Here is a 24,276-nt window from a genome sequence, read left to right as displayed (position 1 = left end):
ATATTATGTTGTCAATTATAAAATACTAGAATCCCACACTAACCCCTATATTGATGACTCGCTGTACCGGATATCCCAATCCATTTCCCGCCATCTCCGGATCCCATAGCTTGAACCTACTGAACGTCAACAGATTTGTTCCATTAGCATACACCCGGAAAGTCTCCATCTTGAGTGTTGAGAGCAGACCGGGGGGCAGGGTGTAACCTATTTCAGCAGATTTTAAGCGTATAAAAGATGCATCCTGCATAAACCAGGTGCTCCTTCTATTGTTGTTTTCGACAACGGTACTAGACAGTCTGGGCCATAAAGCGTATACATTCCTGTTATCCTCCGACCAGTAGCTATCGGCGAAGGCGTTCAGTAGTGCATTGCTTCCTGTAGCTCCTTCCGCATTATTTACAAATGGCGAGACGTTATTGACATCAATCCAGAACGACTGTCGTCCTGATCCTTGGAAAAATACCGAAAAGTCCCATTTTTTATTACCCGTCGAGATACCGAAACCATAGTTAATTTCAGGCGTGTTTGGATGACCGATAGGAACCATATCCAGATCTGAAATTTTTCCGTCATTATTTACATCGCGGTATCTAATATCCCCGGCCATATATTCACCAAACTGTACAGGCGAGTTTTTCACTTCATAATCATCCACAAACAGGCGCTCGGCAATATGTCCCCACTCCTGTCCAATAGGTTTTCCAATTCGGGAGCGCCATGGCGTATCGGCATAGTCCGGTTCTTCCCATTTGCTGACTATCGCTCTGGCAAAAGTAAAGGTACCCCGCCCGGTAATCCACCAGTTATGCGTGATATTGTGCTGGTAGTTCAGCTCCATATCCATCCCTTTAGATGTAGCCTCCCCAATATTTGCTTTCACCTGAGGTTCTATCCCCAACGCACCAGGCATAATCCGGGTTAACAAAATATTGCTTCGGCGTTCGGTAAAATAATCTGCAATAACCGTAAAATTATTTTTAAGGCCGAGCTCCAGTCCCAGATTCATTTTATACGCAATTTCCCATCCTATACGGGGGTTAGCGTAACGAAGAGTCGTTACACCATCGGTGCCGTAGTCCAAATCTCTTCCAAACAAAGCGCCTTTGTCTGCATCGTTCATCCTGACACGAGACAGGTAATAAAACCTATCGTCGGCGCTACCAATCTGTTCATTTCCGACAAGCCCATATGTACCTCTCAGCTTTAACATATTGATACCGCTGTTTAGCTTATTAAAAAACTGTTCGTTAGAAACGATCCAAGCCAAACCGAAGGAAGGAAAGAATCCCCACCGATGCTCTTTCGAGAAACGTTCTGAACCATTATAGCCAAAATTTGCCTCTAGAAAATAGCGTGAATCATAGTTGTACGTAAATCTACCCGACACGCCCAGATTACGACTTGGCAGAGATTTTTGAAGATCATCATCATTATTCGTTGTCAAATAATCCCGCATAATAAAAACCAACAGCCCGCTGATATTATTTTTATCTGCGATGGTCTTATTATAATTTGTTGCCGCTTCCAAGTAGGTCGTACGATTGATAAATCGAGAACCATTACTATAATCTATCCACTCGCTGCCATCTCTAGGGTTTATCCTTAATAACTCATATTCACCCGTCATTTTATCATACCTTTTATCACTCATGGAATAAAAGAAAGGCTTGTACTGTCTTGAAATATCAAATTCTGAATATCGATTTGTGTTAAAAAGAAGCCGGGCAGATAAACCTTCTGTCCAGGCGCTCAAATCTTGTTTTAATTCCAATTGCGCCGACATCAACGTTTTACTATAGTTCTTATACCCCTTTAACATTTCCGCATAAGGATTCAAGAAATTTCCTTCCCCATAATTTCCAAAAAGAATGTGATTGGTATTTCTGTTTGCCGCATCAGGTTCGTAATAAGGCTTAAAAAACACGGGATTCGTTCGTAACACATTCTGGTATACTTCCGCCCCACCCGTTAATGGCCCCGTGTAATCATCAAAAGTACCACTCATCCGCAATACAGCTTCCGTAGTCTTCGTCAGATTCATATTCACATTTGAACGTAGGGTGTATTTTTTAAGGTCGATATTCGAATTGAAATTGTTTCTGGAATCCATCCTAAGATTGCCATTGTCCTGCATAAACGATCCCGCCACATAATATCGGGCTATTTTTCCGCCGCCACTTATACTGGTATTTACACGCTGGTTCATCGTGACAGGTTTAAGCATCGTCTCGTACCAATCGGTTACGGGGTATAGATCCGAGTAAAGGCCGCGTTCGGTCATCGTGATCTGTTCCTGATGATAAGGAAGAACAGCGAGAGGATCCCGTGTTGACACAGCTTCATTTCCTAGCCTCATATAGGAAATCGGATCGGCCAAACCAATTCGCTCTGTAGGAGCCGACCAGGAGTTTTCCATCCTGATATTGAGTTTCGCCTTCCCCTCCTTGCCTTCTTTGGTCGTGACCAATATAACTCCGTTGGCACCACGTGCACCATACAACGCGGTCGCAGCAGCATCTTTCATAATAGAGAAACTAGCAATATCGTCCACATTCAGCCGGCCCAGGTCATCTGCCCCCAGCTCGACATTATCAATCAGTATCAGCGGGTCCTTCTTCGATTCTGCACCAAAAGACGTGATACCCCGAATAAAGAAGCTCGCATTGTCTTGCCCAGGTTCGCCACTTTGTTGATAAGAGATCATTCCCGCTATTCGGCCCGAAAGTGCTGTTGTTAAGTTGCTCGAAGGAACTCTCAGCTCAGAAGGCCGAATAGTTGTGATAGCCGATAACACCGACTCCTTTTTTTGCTTAGCATAAGCGACAACGGTTACATCTTCCAGTTCATCCGCCTTCTTTTGCATGACGACCTGAAGCGTCCGTTGATTATTGACGGGCACCTGTAGAGTCTCCAGTCCTAAAAATGTGAACTCCAATATAGCATTTGGAGAAAGCCGCTCTAAAACAAATTCCCCATTTACATTTGTTACCACACCCCCAGACTCGCCTTTTGTAATAATTGTTACCCCGTTTAACGGTTGACTATCTTCGTCCACCACTCTTCCCTCTACACGTATCGTTTCTTGAGCCTGTGCTTTTGAAAACTGTAAAAATAGTCCAATCATAGTTAGCCATAAAACCAGCCAATACGATAAATTTTTTTTCATCTTTGATTACTTTTTGGTTAAAATTGTTTACACATTAGATCACAGCACCTCTAAAAAGGTACTTTGCCAAATCATATGAATACCTTGTATCCATCCTAATTATTATGATACATTATCATTCATTCTGCATTAGCGTTTCTTTCTCTTGCGAGAATACTGAGCCTGGAAATACGTGTTCTTTCATCATGTTTATTTTAGTTAGTTATCCAATTGGTTATTGCAGAGGTGCGTCCTCATGGTTACAAAAGTCCCGATTATTTAAATCGATTACTTTCAATATCATCCAATAATATTTCATTTTCTTCCAAAAAGCAGCTACAAAGACTCTATCAGGCCAGATATTATATATATTTGCCCTTAACCAATAAAAACTATGATATGATTAAAAATCTGTATCTGTTAATCTGTTTTGTGTTGCTATTTTTAAATCAAAGCACCGCTCAGCAATTCTTCCCTAGGTTCAGATACCTTACATCAGATGATGGGTTATTTGCCAATATGGTACATTTTATCACACAAGACCAACGTGGTTATATGTGGTTTGCAGCGTATAATGGAATATCGAGATATGATTCGAACAAATTCATCAATTATCTCGACATCGACAGTCACAACGGTACGCCGACCCACATTTCAACAATTAGCACTATAGATGGAGATTTATGGATAGGGTCGGCAGGCTTTCTATATCAATTCGATTATATCAAATCCAATTTTGAACGCGTAGACACACATATGCAATCGCTCGGATTCATATCTTCTATTGTCAAAGATTCATCCGGCAACATCTGGATCGGTTCGGAAGATAAGGGTCTATGGAGTTACCATATCAAGTCAAAAAAACTCACCCATTATGCCGAGATAAAAGAGGTGCAAAAAGTACTCTGTTATGGAGGAAACGAGGTACACGTCATTTCGCGTAAGGGCAACATCTACATTTTCCGGAGACAGCACAGTTCGTTTGAGGAAATTTACAAGATTAACACGCCCACTCCCACTATCACCTCTGCTTCATTAGACCGCCATGGCAATATTTGGCTGGGTGATAAAATGGCCGGAGTCTTTTGTTACCGTCAATCCGACAACAAACACATCCATTACCCTTTAAAAAACAACGGTGTGCCTATAGAGCGCATCCATTCGATCATAGAGTATGACCAAAAACAAATCATGATCGGCTCAGATGATGGAATAACGATTCTGGACAAAAGTACGGGCAGTCATTTTACGATCGGCGACAATAGTAAGGCCAATCAATCCCTGGCACTCAATAACCGGTTTGTCTATCCACTATATAAAGATAAGGATGATGGTGTTTGGATAGGAACGTATTTTGGTGGCGTAAACTATTTAGGATCCAATAAGAATAATTTTTACACCCTATCAAAACAAAAAGCCAGCGAGATAAATATGGGGCAGGTAATCAGTCGCTTTTGTGAAGATGCTAAAGGTAATATCTGGATCGGAACTGATGATGGCGGACTTTACCACTTTAACCCCAAGAGCCATCACTGTCAACGCATATATATCGGCGGACAGAATGAACCGCTTAATATCCATGCCCTTTATTGTACGGAAAACACATTATGGGTCGGAACCTATCAGCGTGGGCTTTACAAATACGACATCAAAAGCGGCACCACACAACACTACGCCCAACCGGAGAGCATATACTCTATTGCCGAAGACCGCATGGGACGTCTTTGGATCGGCACCCCGCAGGGACTTTACTTTTTAAAAAGCGGGCAAAACAAATTTATCTCTGCTTCAGCCTCAAATGAATTAATCTATGTCGACAATCTCAAAACAGATGAGCAAGACCGTATATGGATGGTATCTGATAACCGCGGGCTTTCAGCTTTAGATATCAATACGCTCCAAATTACCCATTATGACCGAGACTTAAAGGATTACACAAAAAGTCTGGTTGATGTGCAGACGATTCATCATCTCGATGGCAAGCTATGGCTAGGTATAAATCAGAAAGGACTAGCCTATATGGATTTAAAAACGATGACAATTACGCCCATCAAATTAAATTCGCCCACATTTGCCCAGGCTTCTTTCCAATATATCACATCTTCAGACAACAATAAGTTGTGGATCACTACTTCTTCTGGATTATTTCGCTATAAAATCGACAAAAACACCATTGATCTGTTTAACAAAGATGATGGATTAGAGACGGAGCGCTTCAATCCCAATGCAGGTTTACGGACCGCAGACGGAACCATTTATATAGGGGGGTACCAAGGTTTTAATTACTTTCATCCTAAAAACATCATCGAAAACGCCGTATTTCCCAAGGTACGCTTCACCGATTTCCAACTCTTAAACAAGGAGAAGGGAGAAAAAAGCCCTTTACTCAACGACCATATTGTGCTGCGCAATACACAAACCATGTTCAGCATTGACTTCTCTTCCATGTACTATGCCTCCCCTTCTAAAATACGGTACAAATACATGTTGGAAGGCTTTGATAAGCAGTTTATTGAAGTGGATCAGGGAAGAGCCCACTATACCAACGTTGCACCTGGAGATTATGTCTTCAAGGTAGTAGCCACAAGTAGCTATGGCCAATGGGATGAGAATTACACTACCATGCGCATTACGGTGCTGCCTCCCTGGTGGAATACACTCTCTATGCGCATCTTATATATTGTTATATTATTGACGTTGGCTTCTTTTTTGATCATCAATAGACAAAAAAAGATCAAGAAACGCAACGACGAACAGCTCCGTAAACTACAGCAAGAAAACGATCAAAAGATCATTGAGTCGAAAATGGAGTTTTTTACCGCTATCGCCCATGAAATCAGAACGCCCGCCACCCTGATTTCTACCCCTATTGAGGTGATCATGAATACCAATGATCTTCCTTCCGTGATACGCGAGGACATGGAAATCATCTATAAAAACAGCAATAGGCTCATTCAATTGATCAATCAAGTATTGGATTTTCGTAATATTGAATACGGGTACAACCTCATCAACTATACCCAAGAAGATATCTGCAAGTTCATCACCGAACAAACGGATCAATACAAAAAATACTGTGAGAATCACAACATTGAGCTTAATCTCTATTTGCCTGAAAAGGATGATCATCTGATCGGATCAATAGATCAAGATATTGTCGCCAAGATTATTAATAATCTACTATCTAACGCCATCAAATACACCAAAGATACTATCGATGTATTCCTGGATAAATATGATGGTGGATTTACAGTGAGTGTACATGACAATGGAAAAGGCATCCCCCGTAAAAACCTTCATCGGGTTTTTGAACCTTTCTACACAACTTCTACCCAAAAGCGAACCACTTCCAAGGGGTTTGGTATAGGCCTATCGCTGGTCTCCAAACTCATTGAAAAAATAGGTGGAGAAATTCACCTGGATTCTCAAGAAAACCTCTATACTAGATTTACCGTGATCATACCCTTTGGTACAAGTAGCACTGATAGCGTTGAAGACACAGAACTTAATCTAGGAATAGCATCGCTAGAAGATAATCCGACCACCGTATTTGAAGAACAAGAAAACGCTGTCGTATACCCTGATTCGATAAAAAATGAAACGGTATTACTGGTCGAAGATGACGAGGATCTCGCGTTGTATTTAGAAAAACAGATTGGTAAGCGTTATCAGATTTTACGTGCCGACAATGGTAAAAAAGCGCTTGAGATCCTACCGAACCACCCTGTAAACTTGATTGTCAGTGATGTATCCATGAACGAAATTGACGGTTTTGAATTATGCAAAAAAATCAAAGAAGACATTAATTTATGCCACATTCCTATTATTCTGTTAACAGCACAGACAGACGTCCACTCTCAAATTAAAGGCGTCGAAAGCGGGGCGGATGTTTACCTTACCAAACCCGTCTCCCTCAGCTTTCTGTATGCGCAGATAAATGGAATGCTACAGAAACGCAAGCAACTCATCGAATTACTAACCAGCAACCCGAAAACAATCTTACAAAGTATTGTTGGGCACGATGAGGACAAGAAGTTTATCAACCGTATGGAAGAAATCATTATCGACAACTTATCCAATACCAATTTTTCGGTCAATGAGCTCGCTCAACAGATGTACGTCAGTAGGTCAAGTCTGTATACCAAGGTAAGCGCCATATCAGATTTAACACCTAACGAGTTTATTAATCTGATCCGACTTCGCAAAGCAGCACAGTATTTAAGCAAGGGAGAGTACAAGATTAACGAGATATGCTACTTGGTAGGATATAACAGTCCCTCCTATTTTACGCGGTGCTTTGTCAAGCAGTTTGGCATTTCGCCCAAAGAGTATAAAGCGACTTGATTCATACCCGATCGATCATATCAACCGGTTAGGCTGGACGGCTTTACTGAAGCTTCCCTTTCTTTCTGAATAAGATTTTTCTTGGATCGGATATGCAAAACAAGTGCACCTGCCGCTAAAATTACGGTGAGATAGTTATTGAACATCTTTCACAAGAACTTACTATTTTTATTAATACGGTCTGCTTTTATAATAAACATTCCATAACTTGGCACACATAACAGATAAGCGACTTGAAAGATGATGGAAAAACGCAGAATCTATCTAATTTCCTATATATTTGCAGATATTTTTTAAAAAATTCTAAATTTTTTATACTCTCTGAAGAAAAAAACCATTAATTATGTCCCAATCGCCACCAGCTAATGAAAAAGAATTACTCATAGATATTGCGAATGGAAGCGAATTGGCTTTTAGCACTTTATTTGACCAATATAGTGCATTCGTTTACTCTTTTGGATACAAACTTATGCGTTCTAAAGAGTCTGCACAAGAAATTGTACAGGACATCTTTCTTAAAATATGGGTAGGTAGAGATAAATTAATTAGCATAGAGAATTTTGGAGCATACCTGAATATCTTGGTTAGGAATCATTGCTTTAACCTCCTCAGAAAACTCGCCCAACAGGAAAAAATATACCCCGAACTCTCGGGTATTTACCCAAATGCCGAAAGCACTACGCAAAATACCGTCAGTTACCGGGAAACGGTGAAAATACTGGATGAAATATTGACAGCGTTACCTGCACAACAACGTGATATCTACATTTTGTGCCATTTCGAGGGGATGAAATATGAAGAAGTGGCAAAAAAGATGAACATTTCTTTACACACGGTACATTATCACATGAAGTTAGCGCTAAAAAGCATTCGTGAACATTTGATAAAAAGAGGGATATCCTACCAAGCCTTGCTATTCTTTTTCATTTGTTCGCAATAAAAAAGACACTCATATTCAACACGTTTAAAAACAACATTCACTTTTACTAGTTTTTGACTACCCGAACATCTCTTTGATGTGTCAATCTTTATAAAGCCAGGACATTAGTCGTTATCAAATGAATCATAAAAAAGAACGGGTTACAAAATTGCTCAACAAATATCTATCCAACGCATCCTCTCCTTCTGAAGAGCTGGAATTCTTTGGGTATGTAGAAGACCCGTTGTTCAAAGAACATCTCGAAAAATTACTTAGCGAAGATTTTAGGCAACAAGTAGATAACTTGCGTTTGAACGAAAAGAGTCGCAGACAGATACTGCATCATATCTTCAAGCAAGGGAAAAGCAAGGACAGACGCACTGCCTCCCGGACCTTTATCTGGAAAGTATCAGCTGCGGCATCGATTGTATTGTGTCTAGGTATATTATTTTTTAATATATACACCGATTCGAATCATAAAACGGGTATGTTAACGAGTGAAATGGAAAAGCCTGATAATAAAGAAATTGTCAGCTTAGATAGTACGCAGGTTTATTTGACATTGTCCAATGGTAAGCGTATCCTGCTGTCTGATAGTGAAAGTGGTCAAATTGATACTGAATCGGGCGTGATGATCGATAAGCGGAAAAACGGGCAACTGATCTATTATATTTTAGATTCAGTGAATGAGGATAAAACACTAGCTTACAACACCATAGAGACGCCTAAAGGGGGGCAATTCCAGCTCAATTTACCCGATGGAACCAAGGTATGGCTTAATGCCAATTCTTCGCTGAAATACCCCGTTTCGTTTCAGGCGCAGAGCGAAAGAAAGGTATCCTTGAGGGGCGAAGGCTACTTTGAGGTAGCTCAAGATAAACAAAGACCTTTCCGTGTAATGGTTGACCCCAAACAGGAAATTGAAGTATTAGGAACACATTTCAATGTGAATGCCTATAGCAATGCCACCAAAACCGCTTTGTTGGAAGGAAGTATCAAATTGTCGTGGATGAATGCTCATCATAAAACCTCGTCAAAAATGATAAAGCCTGGTCAGATTGCCATCCATGAAAACGATAAAATCCGTATCGAGGATGTACCATATATTGCTGGTCAAATCTCTTGGAGAGATGGCTACCTGGTATTCAACAACGCAAACATTCGGGAAATAATGGCTAATCTCGCTAACTGGTATGATCTGGAAGTGGATTATCAAGGAGATCTTTCATCAATACATTTTCATGGAAATTATCTCCGATCCAGAAACGTTCAACATCTATTAAAATCATTGGAAATGACGAACAAAGTAAAATTTAAAACAGAAGGAAGGAGGATTACCGTTATGCCGGGAAACGAAGGTTGAAAGATTTAACGATCCCGATAGGAAAAGCCAGAGATGCTGTCACATCTCTGGCCAGAAAGCAGATTATGTACTGCCCTAGCTAATTCAATCGATTTACTAATTAAATTAAAACCAATCAAATGTATAAAAAATTTACTGCATTCATATGCAGGGGACGATCTTATCATATCTACAAACCGCTATTGTTCATGAAGCTGAGTTTTTTTCTTTCTGCATTCGTTTTTTTGCAAGCCAGCGCGACGTCGTTCGCACAGAAAATTAATCTCCAAATCAAATCTGCCAGCATAGACGAGGTATTCTTTAAGTTAACACAGCAAACGGGACACACCTTTACTGCCGACGCGGAATTAATAAGGAACTTACGACCTATCAGTTTAACTGTTAAAGATGCCACCATCCGTGAGGTGTTAGACCATTGCTTCGCAGAACAAAATGTGCATATATCCTATGATACCGCGCATAAAATTGTCGTGATCAGCAAAGCGAATAACCGCAAACGAACAGTGGCTCCCCCTCCTATTGCCGTTCGAGGTAGGGTTTTGGATAGCCAAGGTAAACCGCTGGCGGGTGCGCTGATAAGTATCAAGGGAAGTGATGCTAAAATCGTGAGCGATCTCCATGGCGATTTTCTTATCGAAGTCCCGAATACTACATCTATATTGCTTGTTACTTTCATTGGATATCAACCGCAAGAGTTAAAAATAGGAAATCAGACAGACATAACCGTACAGATGAAGATCGTCCAACAGGACATAGACCAAGTGGTCGTGGTGGGATATGGTATTGTGGATAGAAAGGACCTTACGGGTTCGGTTGGGCAGGTCAAAATGGATGATCTGATAAAAGCTCCGGTAGCGTCTTTCGACGAAGCTCTTGCTGGGCGGGTCGCCGGTGTCCAAGTTTCTTCCGGTGATGGGCAACCGGGAAGCGGGGTAAATATCGTTATAAGGGGTGCAAGCTCGCTCACACAGGACAACTCTCCACTTTATGTTATCGATGGATTTCCGATAGAAGACCCTACAAGTGCGGCTCTAAATCCGCAGGACATATTATCAATAGACATCTTGAAAGATGCGTCTGCTACCGCTATTTACGGATCTAGAGCGGCCAATGGTGTTATTATTATCGAAACCAAGAAGGGAAAACCTGGCAAAACAGTCATTGCGTTAAACGCTTCTACAGGCCTACAACGCGTAACAAAAACCATGGATCTTATGGATCCTTATGAATTCGTGAGGATGCAAATAGAACTTGACCCTGAAATTGCTGAAAACAGGTACTTAAACGACCGCACACTAGATTCTTACAAGAACGAACATGGCTATGATTGGCAAGATGAAATGTTCAAAAATGCCAGTCTGCAAAACTACAATCTTTCTTTATCAGGTGGTCACCAGCAGACCAATTACATGATATCGGGATCGTTCTTTGATCAAGGAGGCGCATTGATCAATTCGGGACTGAAAAGGTTACAGGGAAGATTTAATATAGACCACCAAGTGTCTGACAGATTAAAGGTGGGGTTGAACACCAATTATAGTGCGCTGAAGACACATGGTCGGATTGTATCTGAACCCGGAACCAGTGGATCCGCATCTAGTTATTTACTATACAGTATATGGGGATACAGGCCGATTGCCGGCGGTGACTTTGACTTACTAGATAGTTTCTTGGATCCCGATGTAGACGAAGCCAATGATTTTAGAGTAAATCCACTGATTTCCACCAAAAATGAGTTCATAGAAGCACACAATAAAAATTTAGCTACAAACGCCTATGCTACGTACAAAATCACCGATGAACTGACCTTTAAGGCTTCTGGAGGATTTACCAGTAGGGTGATCCGCGACGATAGTTTCTTCAACTCACAAACTTCTCGTGGCACGCCGCTCCTACCGACCAATACGCGTGGTGTTCATGGTTCAATAAATTACACCGAGACCAACAGCTGGCTGAGTGAGAATACATTGCGGTTTAATAAACAGGTAAAAAGGCATCTTTTTGATATTCTGGGTGGAATCACACTTCAGGGAAGAACAAAAAATATACACGGTTTCACCGCCACCAATGTACCCAACGAGACGCTGGGTATAAGTGGTCTGGATGAAGGCACACCTTTCATGAACACTTCGCAGATAAGTGATAACAGATTACTCTCCTTTCTTGGCCGCGTAAACTACAATTACAAATACAAATATTATCTAACCGCTAATTTCAGGGCGGATGGTTCTTCAAAATTTTTCTCTGGACACAGATGGGGCTACTTTCCATCAGTGGCAGGCGCGTGGCGCATGGGCAGAGAGGATTTCATGCAGCATCTTGATTTTATTTCCGAATCCAAATTACGTTTAAGTTATGGAGCTACTGGGAACAATAGAATTGATGATTATGCACCGTTCGCTTCCCTTAGCTTTAACCCTCCTGCGGATTATGGCAATCATCTGCCACACTATTCTTTCGGCAACCAAACGCCGCAGAAAGGAGTAATCCCTTTATCGATCCTTAATCCGGATTTGAAGTGGGAAACGAGCACACAACTGGACATCGGGTACGATCTAGGCCTCTTCAACGACAGGATTACGTTGGCAGCAGATGTCTATCGTAAAGACACGCATGATCTCTTATTATATGCCAATATGCCCTATTTTACGGGATTTCCACGTGTTTATATGAATATTGGAAAAGTGAGAAACCAAGGTCTGGAATTAACTTTGAATACGGTAAATATCGAAAAAGATAACTTTAAATGGAGTAGTAATTTTAATATCAGTTTCAACAGAAATAAAATATTGGCGCTCAACGGAGATGAAACTGAGCTTTTCAACACCATCCCATGGGAAGTCGCCTACACATCTGCCCCCTTGTACCAGACGAAAGTGGGACAACCAATATCACAGTTATTTGGATACATTTGGGACGGTGTTTATCAGTATGATGACTTTAACCTTGTAGATGATCAGTATATACTTAAAGAAGATATAACCAGAAATGGTTCCACCAATGTACAACCGGGGGATATCAAATATAGAGACCTTAATGGAGATCTCAATATGACAGATGACGACCGAACAGTTATCGGTAATCCTATCCCAAAACATACGGGTGGTTTCTCGAATAATTTCCACTATAAAAACTTTAATGTTCATGCATTTTTTCAATGGTCTTACGGCAATGACATCATGAATGCCAACCGCATCATCTTCGAGGGGAATGCGCTGAATTATATGAATCTTAATCAATACGCCAATTACACAGACCGATGGACACCGCAAAATCCAAGCAATACGCTGGCTCGATTGGACGGACAGGGACCACGTGGCGTATATTCCTCGAGAACGGTCGAGGACGGTTCCTTTATCCGGCTGAAGACATTTTCGCTGGGATACGAACTACCTGCAAATTTTCTAAATAAGCTAAATATCAATAGTGCACAATTATCCCTGTCTGCACAAAATCTTATCACGTGGACGAATTATTCAGGCATGGATCCTGAGGTCTCTGTACGTTATTCTGCTTTGACACAAGGATTTGATTATTCCGCTTATCCAAGAGCCAGAACCTACACATTTGATGTTAGATTTAACTTTTAATTCAATAGCAAACATGAAAAGAAACATAACGTTATATTTACCTATTTTTGCACTCATTTCATTCCTTACCTTAGGATCTTGTGACCGTTTTTTAGATAGTGTTCCGAAAGATTTTCTTTCGCCGGAAAACTATTATGAAAATGAGGAGCAAATTAATTTTGCGTTAAACGGCGTATACGACGTATTGGGAAACAGGAGTATGTACGGAGATGTGCTCATCAGCCGGATGGGCACCGAAGCAGACGAAGGATTCTATGCCGTCAGTACCTTCAGGGGTCCTCAAGTCTATGATTTTTCATCATCGGACCCATACGTCACCAATCTCTGGAAGATTCTCTATGATGGAATAAACAGGGCAAACATGGTGATTGGATATATCGACAAACCAGAACTTTCTTCAGAAAATCGTGCAAATATATTAGGTCAGGCTAAGTTTTTGAGGGCTTATTACTATTTTCTATTGGTCAGTAATTGGGGAAGTGTCCCGTTGATTACGAACATTAGCCTTCCTGCCGAAAACTTCAACGCCCGGCAAAAATCGATAGACGAAATTTATGCGTTTATTACCAAGGAACTTGAAGAAGCGGAAAAGTTGCTTCCTGATGCAAAGACAGTAGGTTTTGGCGGTCGAGTTACTAAATCTGCTGCACAGGGTATCTTGGCGAGAGTGTATCTGCATATGGCGGGACATCCGCTTAACGATAAAACTAAATATCAAGATGTTCTTACGTGGTCATCTAAGCTGATTGATGGTGGCTTTCATCGACTCAATTCTTCCTATGAAGATATATTCATCAAGTATGCTAGAGATGAATACGACATACAGGAAAGCATTTGGGAGGTAGAGTTCTGGGGAAATACCGCGGGTCCTTACCGCGAAGGGGGCCGTGTAGGTGTTAATACAGGGATTTCCACTACAAATACTACGATAGGTAATACGTACGGCTTCATCCAAGTAACCGCTAGATTGTACAATTCTTACGCGGAGGGGGATCTGCGCAGAGATTGGGCTATAGCGCCCTGGAGATATCAAAATGTAGGTGGGGTTCCGCAAGAAACCAATTGGCAACCGTGGCCTACCCACACGCTGTACCAACGCCACGTGGGAAAATGGAGAAGAAAATATGAACTTGTAACACCGAAATCTACTAACGACTCGCCTCAAAACTTTCCTTTGCTGCGCTTCTCTGACGTATTGCTTATGTATGCCGAAGCCGCGAATGAGCTCAATTCCGGCCCAACTTCCAAAGCATACGAAGCCATCAACAGGGTGAGGAGACGCGGCTACGGTTTTGATGAGTTCACCGCCAACCCGCTATCGGATTTAACTGGTCTAGATTATACGTCGTTTTTCGATGAATTAAAAAAAGAAAGATCAAGGGAGCTATGCTTTGAAGCTTTGAGAAAAAATGACCTCATCCGATGGGGCGTGCTGCAAAGCACGATGACGACGATAGCCGATGATTTCCAGAATGGGACAGATATATTTTCGAGTTTGCGATATGGAGGCTTAGCTGCGAGCAATGTTGAGGAACCAAAACACCTGTTGCTCCCGATTCCGGCATACGAAATTGGATTAAAACCTTACCTGCAGCCAAATCCAGGATGGTAATGTCTGCCAAAGCCTTCGATTAAGTTCAAGTTTAACAATATCCCTCCCTACTGCATACAAATAATGATTCAGTAGGAAGGGATAAAGAAAAAAAGAAATGATTAAAAATCAAAAGATCACCACAGCAAAATGGATTGCTTATTTCAGTTTTATTTTCCTTTTTTTAATGAATATCAATTGTTCGCATTCGGAAATTCAACCACATGATGAGGTGCCTGTTCGCGCTACAGCGTTTAGAGTAGTGGGATACTTCCGCGGAGACTTGACAAAGGATCTGCAACGTGTAGATTTTTCTGCGCTCACACATATTAATATAGCTTTTGCAAACCCCGATTCAACAGGTAAATTCCCTCCTATGGCAGGCTTAAAACAGTTTGTCAATACCGCTCATCAGCACGGGGTAAAGATCCTTATCTCCATTGCCGGTGGTAGGGCTCCAAAGTATTACAAAGAGCTGATTTCGCCTGCAAACCGAACGGTTTTTATTGCAGCGATAAACGAGTTTTTGGATGAATACGATTTAGATGGAATTGATGTGGATCTCGAAGGTGACTTAATTACGGAACATTACGAAGGTTTTATCACGGCATTAGGCATTTCGTTAGATTCACTGCGGCTGATGACTGCCGCGGTGGCCACGGAATACGGATGGCAGGTACCTGTAGATGCTTTGGAAAAATTAGATTTTGTCAATATCATGTCTTACGATAAAACCGGACCATGGAATCCCTCTAGACCTGGACCACATGCTCCTTACGAAATGGCTGTAGAAGACATACAATACTGGCATGAGATAAAGGGTGTACCGAAGGATAAACTCAATCTGGGCTTACCATTTTATGGGCACAGTTTTAATGGACCAAATAGTACAAGCTATACCTATAATAGGATTGTATCTGATTATCCCGGGGCCGAATACAAAGATGAGCTGACTATGAAAGATGGATCGGTGGTGTATTACAATGGTGTCCCCACAATAAGAAGAAAAACTGCACTGGCGTTGCATGAAATAGGTGGTGTTATGATCTGGCAGTTGGTTCAGGACGCCGCCGGTGAAAAATCACTACTGAAATTAATTAAAGATGTGGTCGATACAGCAGCAAAAAACAGGGATAAATAAGCTTATTATGAAAAACAAAAACATAGTAATGAAGAGCCTGGAGTCGATGTTACTACGATGTCGTTACTACTTGTTCGTCACTACGAGGAGGAATGACGCGGCAGTCTTCTCGTGTATAGTGTATATAGATATTTATGTCCGATAGTGTATGGTCCACCGCACCAATCCCGCTCTAATTTCGGATACACGTCCTTTAGCATCAAATTTGTACTCGTATGTCGCTGAACCATCTTCAATTGTACTGCCTTCCGATTGCAGTGTCGCCTCTATTACATTATTTGTATTAAAAATATCTGTTGCTCGAAATCCTTTCGACGCGAATGATTGCGGCATCCAATTCAGGCCTGCAAATAATTTTCTGAAAACGTTTGGCTTATTGTCATGCGTGTAATACCAGGTATATTTAAACGATTTCGACTCTTGGACGGCTGTTAGCGGATCTATCAACCAACCATCAATTGTATTTATCTCGCCTGTCGCGTTCCCTCCTGCTGTAGTAAACGTCGATAGATTTGACTCTATATTAAGAAAACTCAATATATTATCGATATAGCGACGTCCATCGAAATTAGATTTTTGTACCTCTTTCGGTAGCGAAGAACTACCCTCATAGGTAAATCGACTATCGACGCTAATGCTAGAATAAGAGGAGGCGTATTGCTCCTCATTATTCCAGACTATTTCTTTAATCCGATCGTGTTCATCATACAAGCATGTGTACAATAAGAAATCAGTCGGACTAACAAAAATTTTAATCGTCTGTAATCTCCCCTTACTATCATACGTATAATGCTCTGATGAAAGCTGAACTAGCCTTCCCTGTTGGTCATAATGAATATCGGATACCGTCCCTTCGATACCCCTGTCTATATACTCGTATGTAATAAATTCTATTTGATCAGATTCCTCTGATGCCGGTTCTTTCTTTTCGCATCCGAAGAATAACACAGAAAACAACAAGAAATAGATCTTTTTCATAATATTGTAATATCGGCTTTAAATTAACATCCTAAAATAAGTGATATTGTGCACATTTCCAAAGATTATATTGCTAGCAATAATTGTTTCATTGCGACCGTCAGTGGAAGGAAGTATAACGTAACTGTTACGTCGCTATTTTATGCGTTTTCTTGCGGATTTGATTTTTTATTTCCTATCTTACGGCAGGTTTTGAGCACATTTTTAACTTGTCTATCCTGTTTAGCTTATCGGGACGGATCCGGAAGCAGTTGTAGAATATGTTTAAAGCGCATAAGCCGTACATTCAATACAACAATTATGATGAAAAACCCCTTTCCGTTTCTATTTTGCGCGATTATGCTGATCGCGACCTCCACTGTTGGTCAAATACGTACCGGAGCTGAACAGACCTCCGCATACGTAAGCTACCTTAAAGGCAAGAGGGTCGGTATGGTCGTCAACCCAACTTCAAGGATAGGCAATAAATCTATCGTGGATAGTCTTCTGGGGCTTGGTGTCAACATTGTAAAAGTATTCGGTCCTGAGCATGGCTTTCGTGGCGATGTGGGCGCAGGGGTAAAAGTTAAGGACGCCGTTGATCCGTTGACCGGGATCCCAGTCGTTTCGCTGTACGGCAAGACCAATAAGCCGACGAAGGACATGTTGGCTGATGTAGACGTTATGGTCTTTGATATCCAAGACATCGGCGTGCGCTATTTCACCTATATCGCTACGATGCATCGGGTTATGGAAGCCTGTGCGGAGCACGACAAAGAACTATTGATACTGGATCGGCCTAATCCCAACGGTTACTTTGTAGACGGCAATATACTCGATATGGCTTTTAAATCCGATATCGGTATGCATCCGGTCCCGATCGTCCACGGCATGACGGTTGGCGAGTACGCACAGATGATCAACGGAGAAGGTTGGCTAGCGAGCGGTATCAAATGTAATATCAAGGTGATCCCCATGGCGAATTACAGCCGCGATATGGAGTACCTGCCACCCGTAAATATGTCGCCCAATATCAATACCTATCAGGCTATATTGCTTTATCCATCCACCTGCCTCTTTGAAGGCACCATACTCAGTGAAGGACGCGGCACGCAATTTCCCTTTACTGTAACCGGCAGTCCTGCATTAAAAGAAATCTATTCCTTTTCGTTTACGCCCGTGGCGATCAAAGGCATGAGCGCGACACCGATCTATATGGGCGAAGAATGCTACGGCTTAGATCTGCGAAATGTTGATCTGAAAAAGCTTAGACAGTCCAAGCGCATAAACCTTTCCTGGTTAATCGAACTATATCAAAATTATCCCGATCAAAAGATCTTTTTTGACAAGAAGCAAAGTAAGGAAATCGTTCCCTTCGAAAAACTGGCAGGCGGAAATACGCTAAAGGAACAGATTGAGGCCGGCCTTACGGAAGAGCAGATCCGCAAGAGCTGGGAACCCGGTTTGCGCCAGTATAAGGAAATGCGAAAGAAGTACCTGATTTATCGCTAACGTGATCGGCAGGTTTTTATTAACACCTTGCGTGTTGTATTCTTTCTTAATTGGTTTACTAACTGTTCTGGCACCGAGTGCTTACGCACAAGGTACTGAACACGTTGTCTCTGGAACCGTAGTCGATGAAGACAGCCTGCCCCTATCTGCTGTTACGGTTACTTTACAGGATGTTGACCAACAGACGGTGTTCCGCACCGCCACGGATAGCGTGGGCCAGTTTAGCCTTCGGTACGGAATACCCGGTCGATACAGACTCATTGTCAACTACATCGGATACCGGGATTATCAATCTCCGCCATTTGAATTAGCTCGGATCCACCTGGACACGATCAGTCTTTCCACCGCCGAAAATCGGCTGGAAGCCGTAGATGTTAAGGGTAAAGCTAAAGTATTGGAGATCAATGGCGGAACGATTAGCTATAACGTCGAAAATACGATCGGCGGGCAGGATGTATCCGCGTTGGAGGCACTAAAACGTGCACCTGGTGTACATGTCGAAAATGAAAGCCGCATTACGCTTAATGGCAAAAGCGGCGTACAGATCCTGCTGGATGGGCGGCAGACCTTTCTCTCCGGAGCTGAACTCACCGATCTCTTAAAATCCCTATCGTCCAACAATATCAAATCGATCGACATCATCAATAGCCCCAGCGCGAAGTACGATGCGACCGGATCTGCCGGCATCATCAACATCCGAACCAAGAAAAACCAGGTAGTAGGCACCAACGGAACAGTAACCACTGCCGTAGCCTATGGGGTTAGTCCGAAGCAGATCCAAAATATCATCCTGAATCACCGGGTAAACAACATCAATGTATATGGCAGCTATAGTCATACCTTGGGTAACTACAATTACCTATACGGAACCAACCGCACACAAAATGGCAAATCGTACGATAGCCATACGGACGATGTCGACAAGCGCCAAAAAATGTCGACCCAGATCGGTGTGGATTATTTTCTGAATGCTAAAAACACCATTGGCTTTCTGGCGAATGGCAACTTTATTTTTGGAGGAGGAATTACCGATACACGCACGGCCATCAGAACGCTACCTTCCAACGCGATAGAAGAATCACTTGACGCGATCAATGACTACTACGGACAGCGCACCGGCCGTTATAACTTCAATGTCAATTACAAGTTTGAAGACACATTGGGGCATGTGTTGAATATCGATGCCGACTACGGTATTTTCGACAAGTGGAATAAAAATTTACAGTCGAACACCTACCGTGATAACCAGGACGTACTTACCAGCCAAAACTTGTACCGTACGCTAAACGGCATAGCGATCAGCTTAAAGGGAGTCAAGCTCGATTATTCCATGGACCTGTGGAAGGGAAAATTCGAATCGGGTTTAAAGTACTCGCAGGTAGGTTCAGTCAATGATTCCCGGTTTTACCATGTCGACAAAGGGCAAGATAGTCTTGACAATCGCCGCTCAAATGACTTTCAATTCGACGAACGTATCTCCAGTGCCTACGTGGACTATAAGCAACAAATAGATAAATTTTCGTTCAATGCAGGCCTTCGGATGGAAATTTCCGATTCAAAAGGTAGGCTCACTTATCAGGAAAGCAGTTCAGCGGTAGACGACGACATCAACCGAAATTACACCAACCTTTTTCCATTTTTCTCCATTACGCTGCAGCCCACGGAGAACCAGAACCTGTCGCTATCCTATGGAAAACGCATTGAAAGACCCGCCTATCAGGACTTGAACCCATTTATCTATATGCTTGATGAGCTTTCCTTCTGGCAAGGAAATCCGTTCTTAAACCCCGAGTTGACGCATCGCTTAACCCTGTTGTATTCCCTAAAGAGTTCTACGGTTGTTTCCTTCAATTTCGCCTACACGGATCAATTTAATGCGCGGGTAACCGATACGCTGGAGCGCGATAAAATTGTTATGATCAGCCGGAATGTGGGTACACAGAAGCACTCGTCTTTAGCACTTACACAGCATCTTACGCCAGCCCCTTGGTGGGATGTGACGTTTAATGGCTTGCTGTATTACATCCAGAACAGCGTTTCGCTCGACCAGTATCGAAATTTCGATCTGCAACAGCTCGCAGGGCGTGCCAGTGTACTGCAAAGCTTTCGGCTGCCCTTAAAGTTGAAGGCCGAAGTATTTGCCAGCTATAATTCAAACCGCTTGAGTGGTGCGAATACGTTTAGCAGAGCCGTCAGTCAGGTAGACCTTGCGCTTCAGAAAACGTTAATGAAAGAAAAGGCTACGCTGCGATTGGCGGTGACCGATATCTACAAAGGCAACCAAAGCAGGAGTACCCAAAGCTTTCCGGGATTTGAATCTTCCAGTTATGGGTATTATGAATCGCGGCAGGTCAGGCTTAGTTTCAGTTATAAATTTAACCGGGGAGCATCAAAAGCGCAGCGCACCCGCAACTCGGCGTTGGAAAGCGAAAGCGGACGGATCAAGTAAGCATTCCCCTCCACTCGACAGCTATCGTTATTTTAGCCCCGCTCCCAGCCGCTTCGCTTTATCCAGCAGCTTTTGTCTACTCCTTTCGTCCGAGTTCCTAATCACGCTTAAATACGTAATGCCTACCGGGGTGACACCGCAAAACTGTAATACAGACCGTTTTAGTTGATTAACACTCGGACGACCAAACAGCAATCTGTAGGCCCATCCCGGCTGATCTAAGGTGGTGATGATGCGTGCAGACTTTCCCTTGAGCAGTTTGTCCCACCATACGGAATTATCGCGGTATCGGAAGGCCATACCCGGTAGGAATAGCCGATCAATAAATCCTTTCGTTATTGCCGGTAGGCCGCCCCACCACACCGGATGGATCCAGACCAAGTGCTCGGCCCAACAAATCGTTTCCCAGGCGCTGAGCAGATCAGGCTCCAGCTCCATCCTTTTTCGATAACCGTATTGCAGGTTGGGGTTAAAATCCAAGTCCGCTACCGTGATTACCCGTACCTCCGCACCAGAAGCTCTTGCTGCCTCTATATAGGCCTGCGCGATAGCCACGTTGAATGCCTCACTATTCGGATGGCCATTTATGACCGCTATTTTCTTTGTCATGCTGTATCTATTTTAATACAACAAAATTAGCTGGGCAATGTGTCCAAACACAGGACAAATGTCTAAAATGAAATTTCTTTTCGGATTCGGCTCAGATGCCGTTGCGTAACACCGAGATAAGAGGCCAGATATTGCAGTGGGATCTGCTGGATGTATTCGGGCTGGTTTTCGAGTAGCGACAGGTAACGCTGCTTTGCGCTATCCCTTTGGAGCTGAAAAAACCGTTTCTCCAATTCGAGGTACTCATGTTCCGCGTTTAGTTTCAAAAATTTCGTCCAGTTGTTATTATCCGCTACCAGCTCCTCCAACTGCTTTTTGTGGACAACCAACAGCTCCGCGTCGGTAATGGCCTGTACAGTTTCTACGCTCGGCTGTCCGGTCAGAAAAGCCGAATACGGCGCCATCAAGCTATTCGGGAAGCGAAAACAAAACGTATGATCGACCCCTGTTTCAGATAAGTAAAACAATCGGAATATCCCCGAACAGATGAAAGCGATCAGTTTGCAGGGTTCGCCCTCTACGACTAAGCAGTCGTTTTTATTCAGCTTTCGGTATTCAAAAAGTTGGGCAGCTGCTTCAATCTCTTCTTCACTAAATAAGTTAAAACTATTTAAATACGTTCTTATCATAAGATCCCGATCAAGAAAAACCAAAGCTAAAAATAAGAAACGATTTCTAGGCTTTCTCTTGCACCGTTGTTGTACTGTTTATTCGGGCCGTTTACGGTTATCATACAGGTATTGGTATAGGTGGTGCAGGTAATTTAAGGGCATGATAAGCAATTTAGCGATGGCGTCCGCGGGGTTGTCGCCATAGCTTTTTATCGACCGCTCAAACTTGCCAAACGATATCCGGATCCCGATCACATCGTGCAACCATTTCCAAACTTCTTTACGGCACCTGATGCGCCGATAGTCTTCATCTGCCTGCGGCACATACGGACAATCGTCCAGCAGCCTGAGCAATTCGACAGGTAACTTAAATTGTGTGGTCGTGTGAAACGCCTGACAGCGCCTACAATAGTAAACACGTCTCTCCTTCCGGGCCGGGTCATCGGTAAAGATGAAATTGGTCGCTACGATCATTTTAGCTTTCCCTAAACTCAACGGCCGTTTCCCACATGGCAAGGCATCGCGCTCCTCTTTTGACAGTTCTGCCTTTTCGATAATCCGCCTAGAGACCGTTTCCTTGTAAGGATGAAATCGATTTGCATCCTTATTCAGCACTTGTACCAAGACGGTGTGCTCACTTACCACGATCACCATCGCTAGATATCGTTTCTTCGTTAGTCCTACCCATACCCAATCATTCTTCCAAAGTTCCATCACCTATTCATTATTAGCTTCAGCTTATTGACACCCCTATCTTTTCCAACCATTTTTTTACGTGTTCAGCACTTTCGCGGCTTACTAAAATCTCTTCTTCCGCATCAATTTCACTTGTCAATAATAACTTTAGCTGACCAGTGTTAAGCATTTCAGCTTTAGCAATGATACTTCGGTGCAAGATGTAGTTTCTATTTACTTTATAAAACTCCCGACTATCCAAGTATTGGATCAATTGATCGAGCGGGTCGGTCAAGGTATACCTGTCGGCGCTGTCACGGGCCTCGCAAAATCGCTTATTGTGGGCGCTCTTAATAAAGGCAATATTTTTTACGGGCAATGCCACCTGCTTGTAGCCATTCATCACCTTGAGCGAAAGAAGAAAAGGACTATCGTTCGATAATAGCTTCTTCTGTTTTGTCAACTGCTCCACGAGCGATTCCGCTTCCTTGGTTACCTCTCCGGCATATTTAGTCGCAAAGAAAGCGAAGCTCCACATGTACCAGCTGAGATAAACCAGATTCATGATAACCACCAAAATGCCGACCGGCATGGTGAAGGCGCTCATGTATTTCAACATCCATGACCAGCCCTGTGCATAGCCAACTCCGAAGATAAGATACATAAGTGTTAATTCGCAGAGCATCATCCCCACGACACCGAAGATAACCTGTAATCTCATCCGTTTACAGAAGTGAGGCAACCACGGCACTTCTTTATCTAGACGTTTATTCATCCATTGGGCAAGTGTAAAAATAACCATGGCAATCAGAAAGCTAAATCCAAGTACAATCCAGTACTCTTCGTTATCCCATTTATTCTTCATGGAAAAGAAGGTGTTTGGCCCGCAGAGGTAATGACTTACTAGAATACTGAGTATTACTTGGGCATAGATCGGAAAATATCTTAGCTTGTGCTGCTCTTGAAATAACAAGGTTAATTTTTCGTGGTATTGAATCATTCTATGTTTACTGTTCTGTTAGCAATGAGATCCCTGCGCATAGCTGCAGCGAATCGTACGGTTTACACGAAAATACAAAAAATATAGTATTTTATAAGCCCTCTCAGTAGACTCAAAAATGAACCGAAGTGTTAATACGACATTTTTCCTACTCACCTGCTCCTGTAGGGTATCCATTACACTACTACATGCGCAAGCTAGATCCTTGTTGTAATACGCAATCTACAAGTAAGTTAAACTTAGGTTTCATGCAAGGACCACCCCTACAGAATTGATGTATTTTTCCTTTCGTCGGTTTACCGCACAAAATCCCTTAGGGCGACAAAAAAACTAGGTGAACCGTAGCATATTTTTTTTACAGAGCTTT

Annotated in this window: 14 protein-coding genes; 8 read left to right on the top strand and 6 right to left on the bottom strand. The window is 42.5% G+C overall.

Annotated elements, in window-relative coordinates:
* Positions 1–25: 25 nt before the first annotated feature.
* Positions 26–3,169 carry a SusC/RagA family TonB-linked outer membrane protein gene (locus FAZ19_RS10120; protein ID WP_136820615.1) on the bottom strand — a complete coding sequence of 1,048 codons (3,144 nt, stop codon included), beginning with the start codon at positions 3,167–3,169 and terminating at the stop codon, positions 26–28.
* A gap of 378 nt (positions 3,170–3,547) precedes the next feature.
* Here FAZ19_RS10120 and FAZ19_RS10115 point away from each other — a divergent pair, with 378 nt between their 5' ends.
* From FAZ19_RS10115 to FAZ19_RS10090, 6 genes are all read left to right on the top strand, one after another.
* Positions 3,548–7,492: a hybrid sensor histidine kinase/response regulator transcription factor gene (locus FAZ19_RS10115; RefSeq protein ID WP_136820614.1), complete on the top strand. Its 3,945-nt coding sequence runs from the start codon at positions 3,548–3,550 to the stop codon at positions 7,490–7,492.
* A gap of 343 nt (positions 7,493–7,835) precedes the next feature.
* The gene (locus FAZ19_RS10110) at positions 7,836–8,432 is read left to right on the top strand and encodes an RNA polymerase sigma factor (RefSeq protein ID WP_136820613.1); all 597 of its coding nucleotides are present in this window, start codon (positions 7,836–7,838) and stop codon (positions 8,430–8,432) included.
* Positions 8,433–8,550: 118 nt separating this feature from the next.
* Entirely contained in the window at positions 8,551–9,774 is a 1,224-nt protein-coding gene (locus FAZ19_RS10105; RefSeq protein WP_136820612.1) for a FecR family protein, read from the top strand.
* Between the two features lie 188 nt (positions 9,775–9,962).
* Positions 9,963–13,364: a SusC/RagA family TonB-linked outer membrane protein gene (locus FAZ19_RS10100; protein WP_136820611.1), complete on the top strand. Its 3,402-nt coding sequence runs from the start codon at positions 9,963–9,965 to the stop codon at positions 13,362–13,364.
* A gap of 13 nt (positions 13,365–13,377) precedes the next feature.
* Positions 13,378–14,976 (top strand): RagB/SusD family nutrient uptake outer membrane protein, encoded by a 1,599-nt coding sequence (locus FAZ19_RS10095; protein WP_169305627.1) that lies wholly within the window; start codon positions 13,378–13,380, stop codon positions 14,974–14,976.
* Positions 14,977–15,073: 97 nt separating this feature from the next.
* Positions 15,074–16,096 carry a glycosyl hydrolase family 18 protein gene (locus FAZ19_RS10090; RefSeq protein WP_136820609.1) on the top strand — a complete coding sequence of 341 codons (1,023 nt, stop codon included), beginning with the start codon at positions 15,074–15,076 and terminating at the stop codon, positions 16,094–16,096.
* A 132-nt stretch (positions 16,097–16,228) separates the two neighbouring features.
* Here the strand turns inward: FAZ19_RS10090 and FAZ19_RS10085 are convergent, their stop codons facing one another.
* Positions 16,229–17,074, bottom strand: coding sequence for a hypothetical protein (locus tag FAZ19_RS10085; protein ID WP_136820608.1), 846 nt, complete (start codon positions 17,072–17,074; stop codon positions 16,229–16,231).
* Between the two features lie 303 nt (positions 17,075–17,377).
* On the opposite strand from FAZ19_RS10085, the gene FAZ19_RS10080 reads away from it, so the two are divergent.
* Together FAZ19_RS10080 and FAZ19_RS10075 are read left to right on the top strand one after the other, a co-directional pair.
* On the top strand, positions 17,378–18,565 hold the full coding sequence (locus FAZ19_RS10080) for an exo-beta-N-acetylmuramidase NamZ family protein (protein WP_136821185.1): 1,188 nt from the start codon (positions 17,378–17,380) through the stop codon (positions 18,563–18,565).
* Positions 18,566–18,596: 31 nt separating this feature from the next.
* Positions 18,597–21,014: a TonB-dependent receptor domain-containing protein gene (locus tag FAZ19_RS10075; RefSeq protein WP_136820607.1), complete on the top strand. Its 2,418-nt coding sequence runs from the start codon at positions 18,597–18,599 to the stop codon at positions 21,012–21,014.
* Between the two features lie 27 nt (positions 21,015–21,041).
* Here the strand turns inward: FAZ19_RS10075 and FAZ19_RS10070 are convergent, their stop codons facing one another.
* The 4 genes from FAZ19_RS10070 to FAZ19_RS10055 form a co-directional block, all read right to left on the bottom strand.
* Positions 21,042–21,623 (bottom strand): NAD(P)H-dependent oxidoreductase, encoded by a 582-nt coding sequence (locus tag FAZ19_RS10070; RefSeq protein WP_136820606.1) that lies wholly within the window; start codon positions 21,621–21,623, stop codon positions 21,042–21,044.
* A gap of 62 nt (positions 21,624–21,685) precedes the next feature.
* Complete coding sequence (locus FAZ19_RS10065; protein ID WP_136820605.1) at positions 21,686–22,252, bottom strand: Crp/Fnr family transcriptional regulator; 567 nt, start codon at positions 22,250–22,252, stop codon at positions 21,686–21,688.
* 78 nt (positions 22,253–22,330) lie between these two features.
* Positions 22,331–22,948: a hypothetical protein gene (locus FAZ19_RS10060; protein ID WP_136820604.1), complete on the bottom strand. Its 618-nt coding sequence runs from the start codon at positions 22,946–22,948 to the stop codon at positions 22,331–22,333.
* Positions 22,949–22,967: 19 nt separating this feature from the next.
* Positions 22,968–23,774, bottom strand: a complete 807-nt coding sequence (locus FAZ19_RS10055; RefSeq protein ID WP_169305626.1) for a LytTR family DNA-binding domain-containing protein — start codon at positions 23,772–23,774, stop codon at positions 22,968–22,970.
* Positions 23,775–24,276: the final 502 nt, after the last annotated feature.

The sequence above is a fragment of the Sphingobacterium alkalisoli genome (assembly GCF_005049105.1).
Classification (GTDB): domain Bacteria; phylum Bacteroidota; class Bacteroidia; order Sphingobacteriales; family Sphingobacteriaceae; genus Sphingobacterium; species Sphingobacterium alkalisoli.
Note: the sequence above shows the minus strand (reverse complement) of the source record. Positions and strands in the feature narration are given on the sequence as shown.

Bases quoted from the DNA above. Each gene is read 5' to 3' on its own strand.
- FAZ19_RS10120 (WP_136820615.1), bottom strand. From the start codon at position 3,169: ATGAAAAAAAATTTATCGTATTGGCTGGTTTTATGGCTAACTATGATT.
- FAZ19_RS10115 (WP_136820614.1), top strand. From the start codon at position 3,548: ATGATTAAAAATCTGTATCTGTTAATCTGTTTTGTGTTGCTATTTTTA.
- FAZ19_RS10110 (WP_136820613.1), top strand. From the start codon at position 7,836: ATGTCCCAATCGCCACCAGCTAATGAAAAAGAATTACTCATAGATATT.
- FAZ19_RS10105 (WP_136820612.1), top strand. From the start codon at position 8,551: ATGAATCATAAAAAAGAACGGGTTACAAAATTGCTCAACAAATATCTA.
- FAZ19_RS10100 (WP_136820611.1), top strand. From the start codon at position 9,963: ATGAAGCTGAGTTTTTTTCTTTCTGCATTCGTTTTTTTGCAAGCCAGC.
- FAZ19_RS10095 (WP_169305627.1), top strand. From the start codon at position 13,378: ATGAAAAGAAACATAACGTTATATTTACCTATTTTTGCACTCATTTCA.
- FAZ19_RS10090 (WP_136820609.1), top strand. From the start codon at position 15,074: ATGATTAAAAATCAAAAGATCACCACAGCAAAATGGATTGCTTATTTC.
- FAZ19_RS10085 (WP_136820608.1), bottom strand. From the start codon at position 17,074: ATGAAAAAGATCTATTTCTTGTTGTTTTCTGTGTTATTCTTCGGATGC.
- FAZ19_RS10080 (WP_136821185.1), top strand. From the start codon at position 17,378: ATGAAAAACCCCTTTCCGTTTCTATTTTGCGCGATTATGCTGATCGCG.
- FAZ19_RS10070 (WP_136820606.1), bottom strand. From the start codon at position 21,623: ATGACAAAGAAAATAGCGGTCATAAATGGCCATCCGAATAGTGAGGCA.
- FAZ19_RS10065 (WP_136820605.1), bottom strand. From the start codon at position 22,252: ATGATAAGAACGTATTTAAATAGTTTTAACTTATTTAGTGAAGAAGAG.
- FAZ19_RS10060 (WP_136820604.1), bottom strand. From the start codon at position 22,948: ATGGAACTTTGGAAGAATGATTGGGTATGGGTAGGACTAACGAAGAAA.
- FAZ19_RS10055 (WP_169305626.1), bottom strand. From the start codon at position 23,774: ATGAAGAATAAATGGGATAACGAAGAGTACTGGATTGTACTTGGATTT.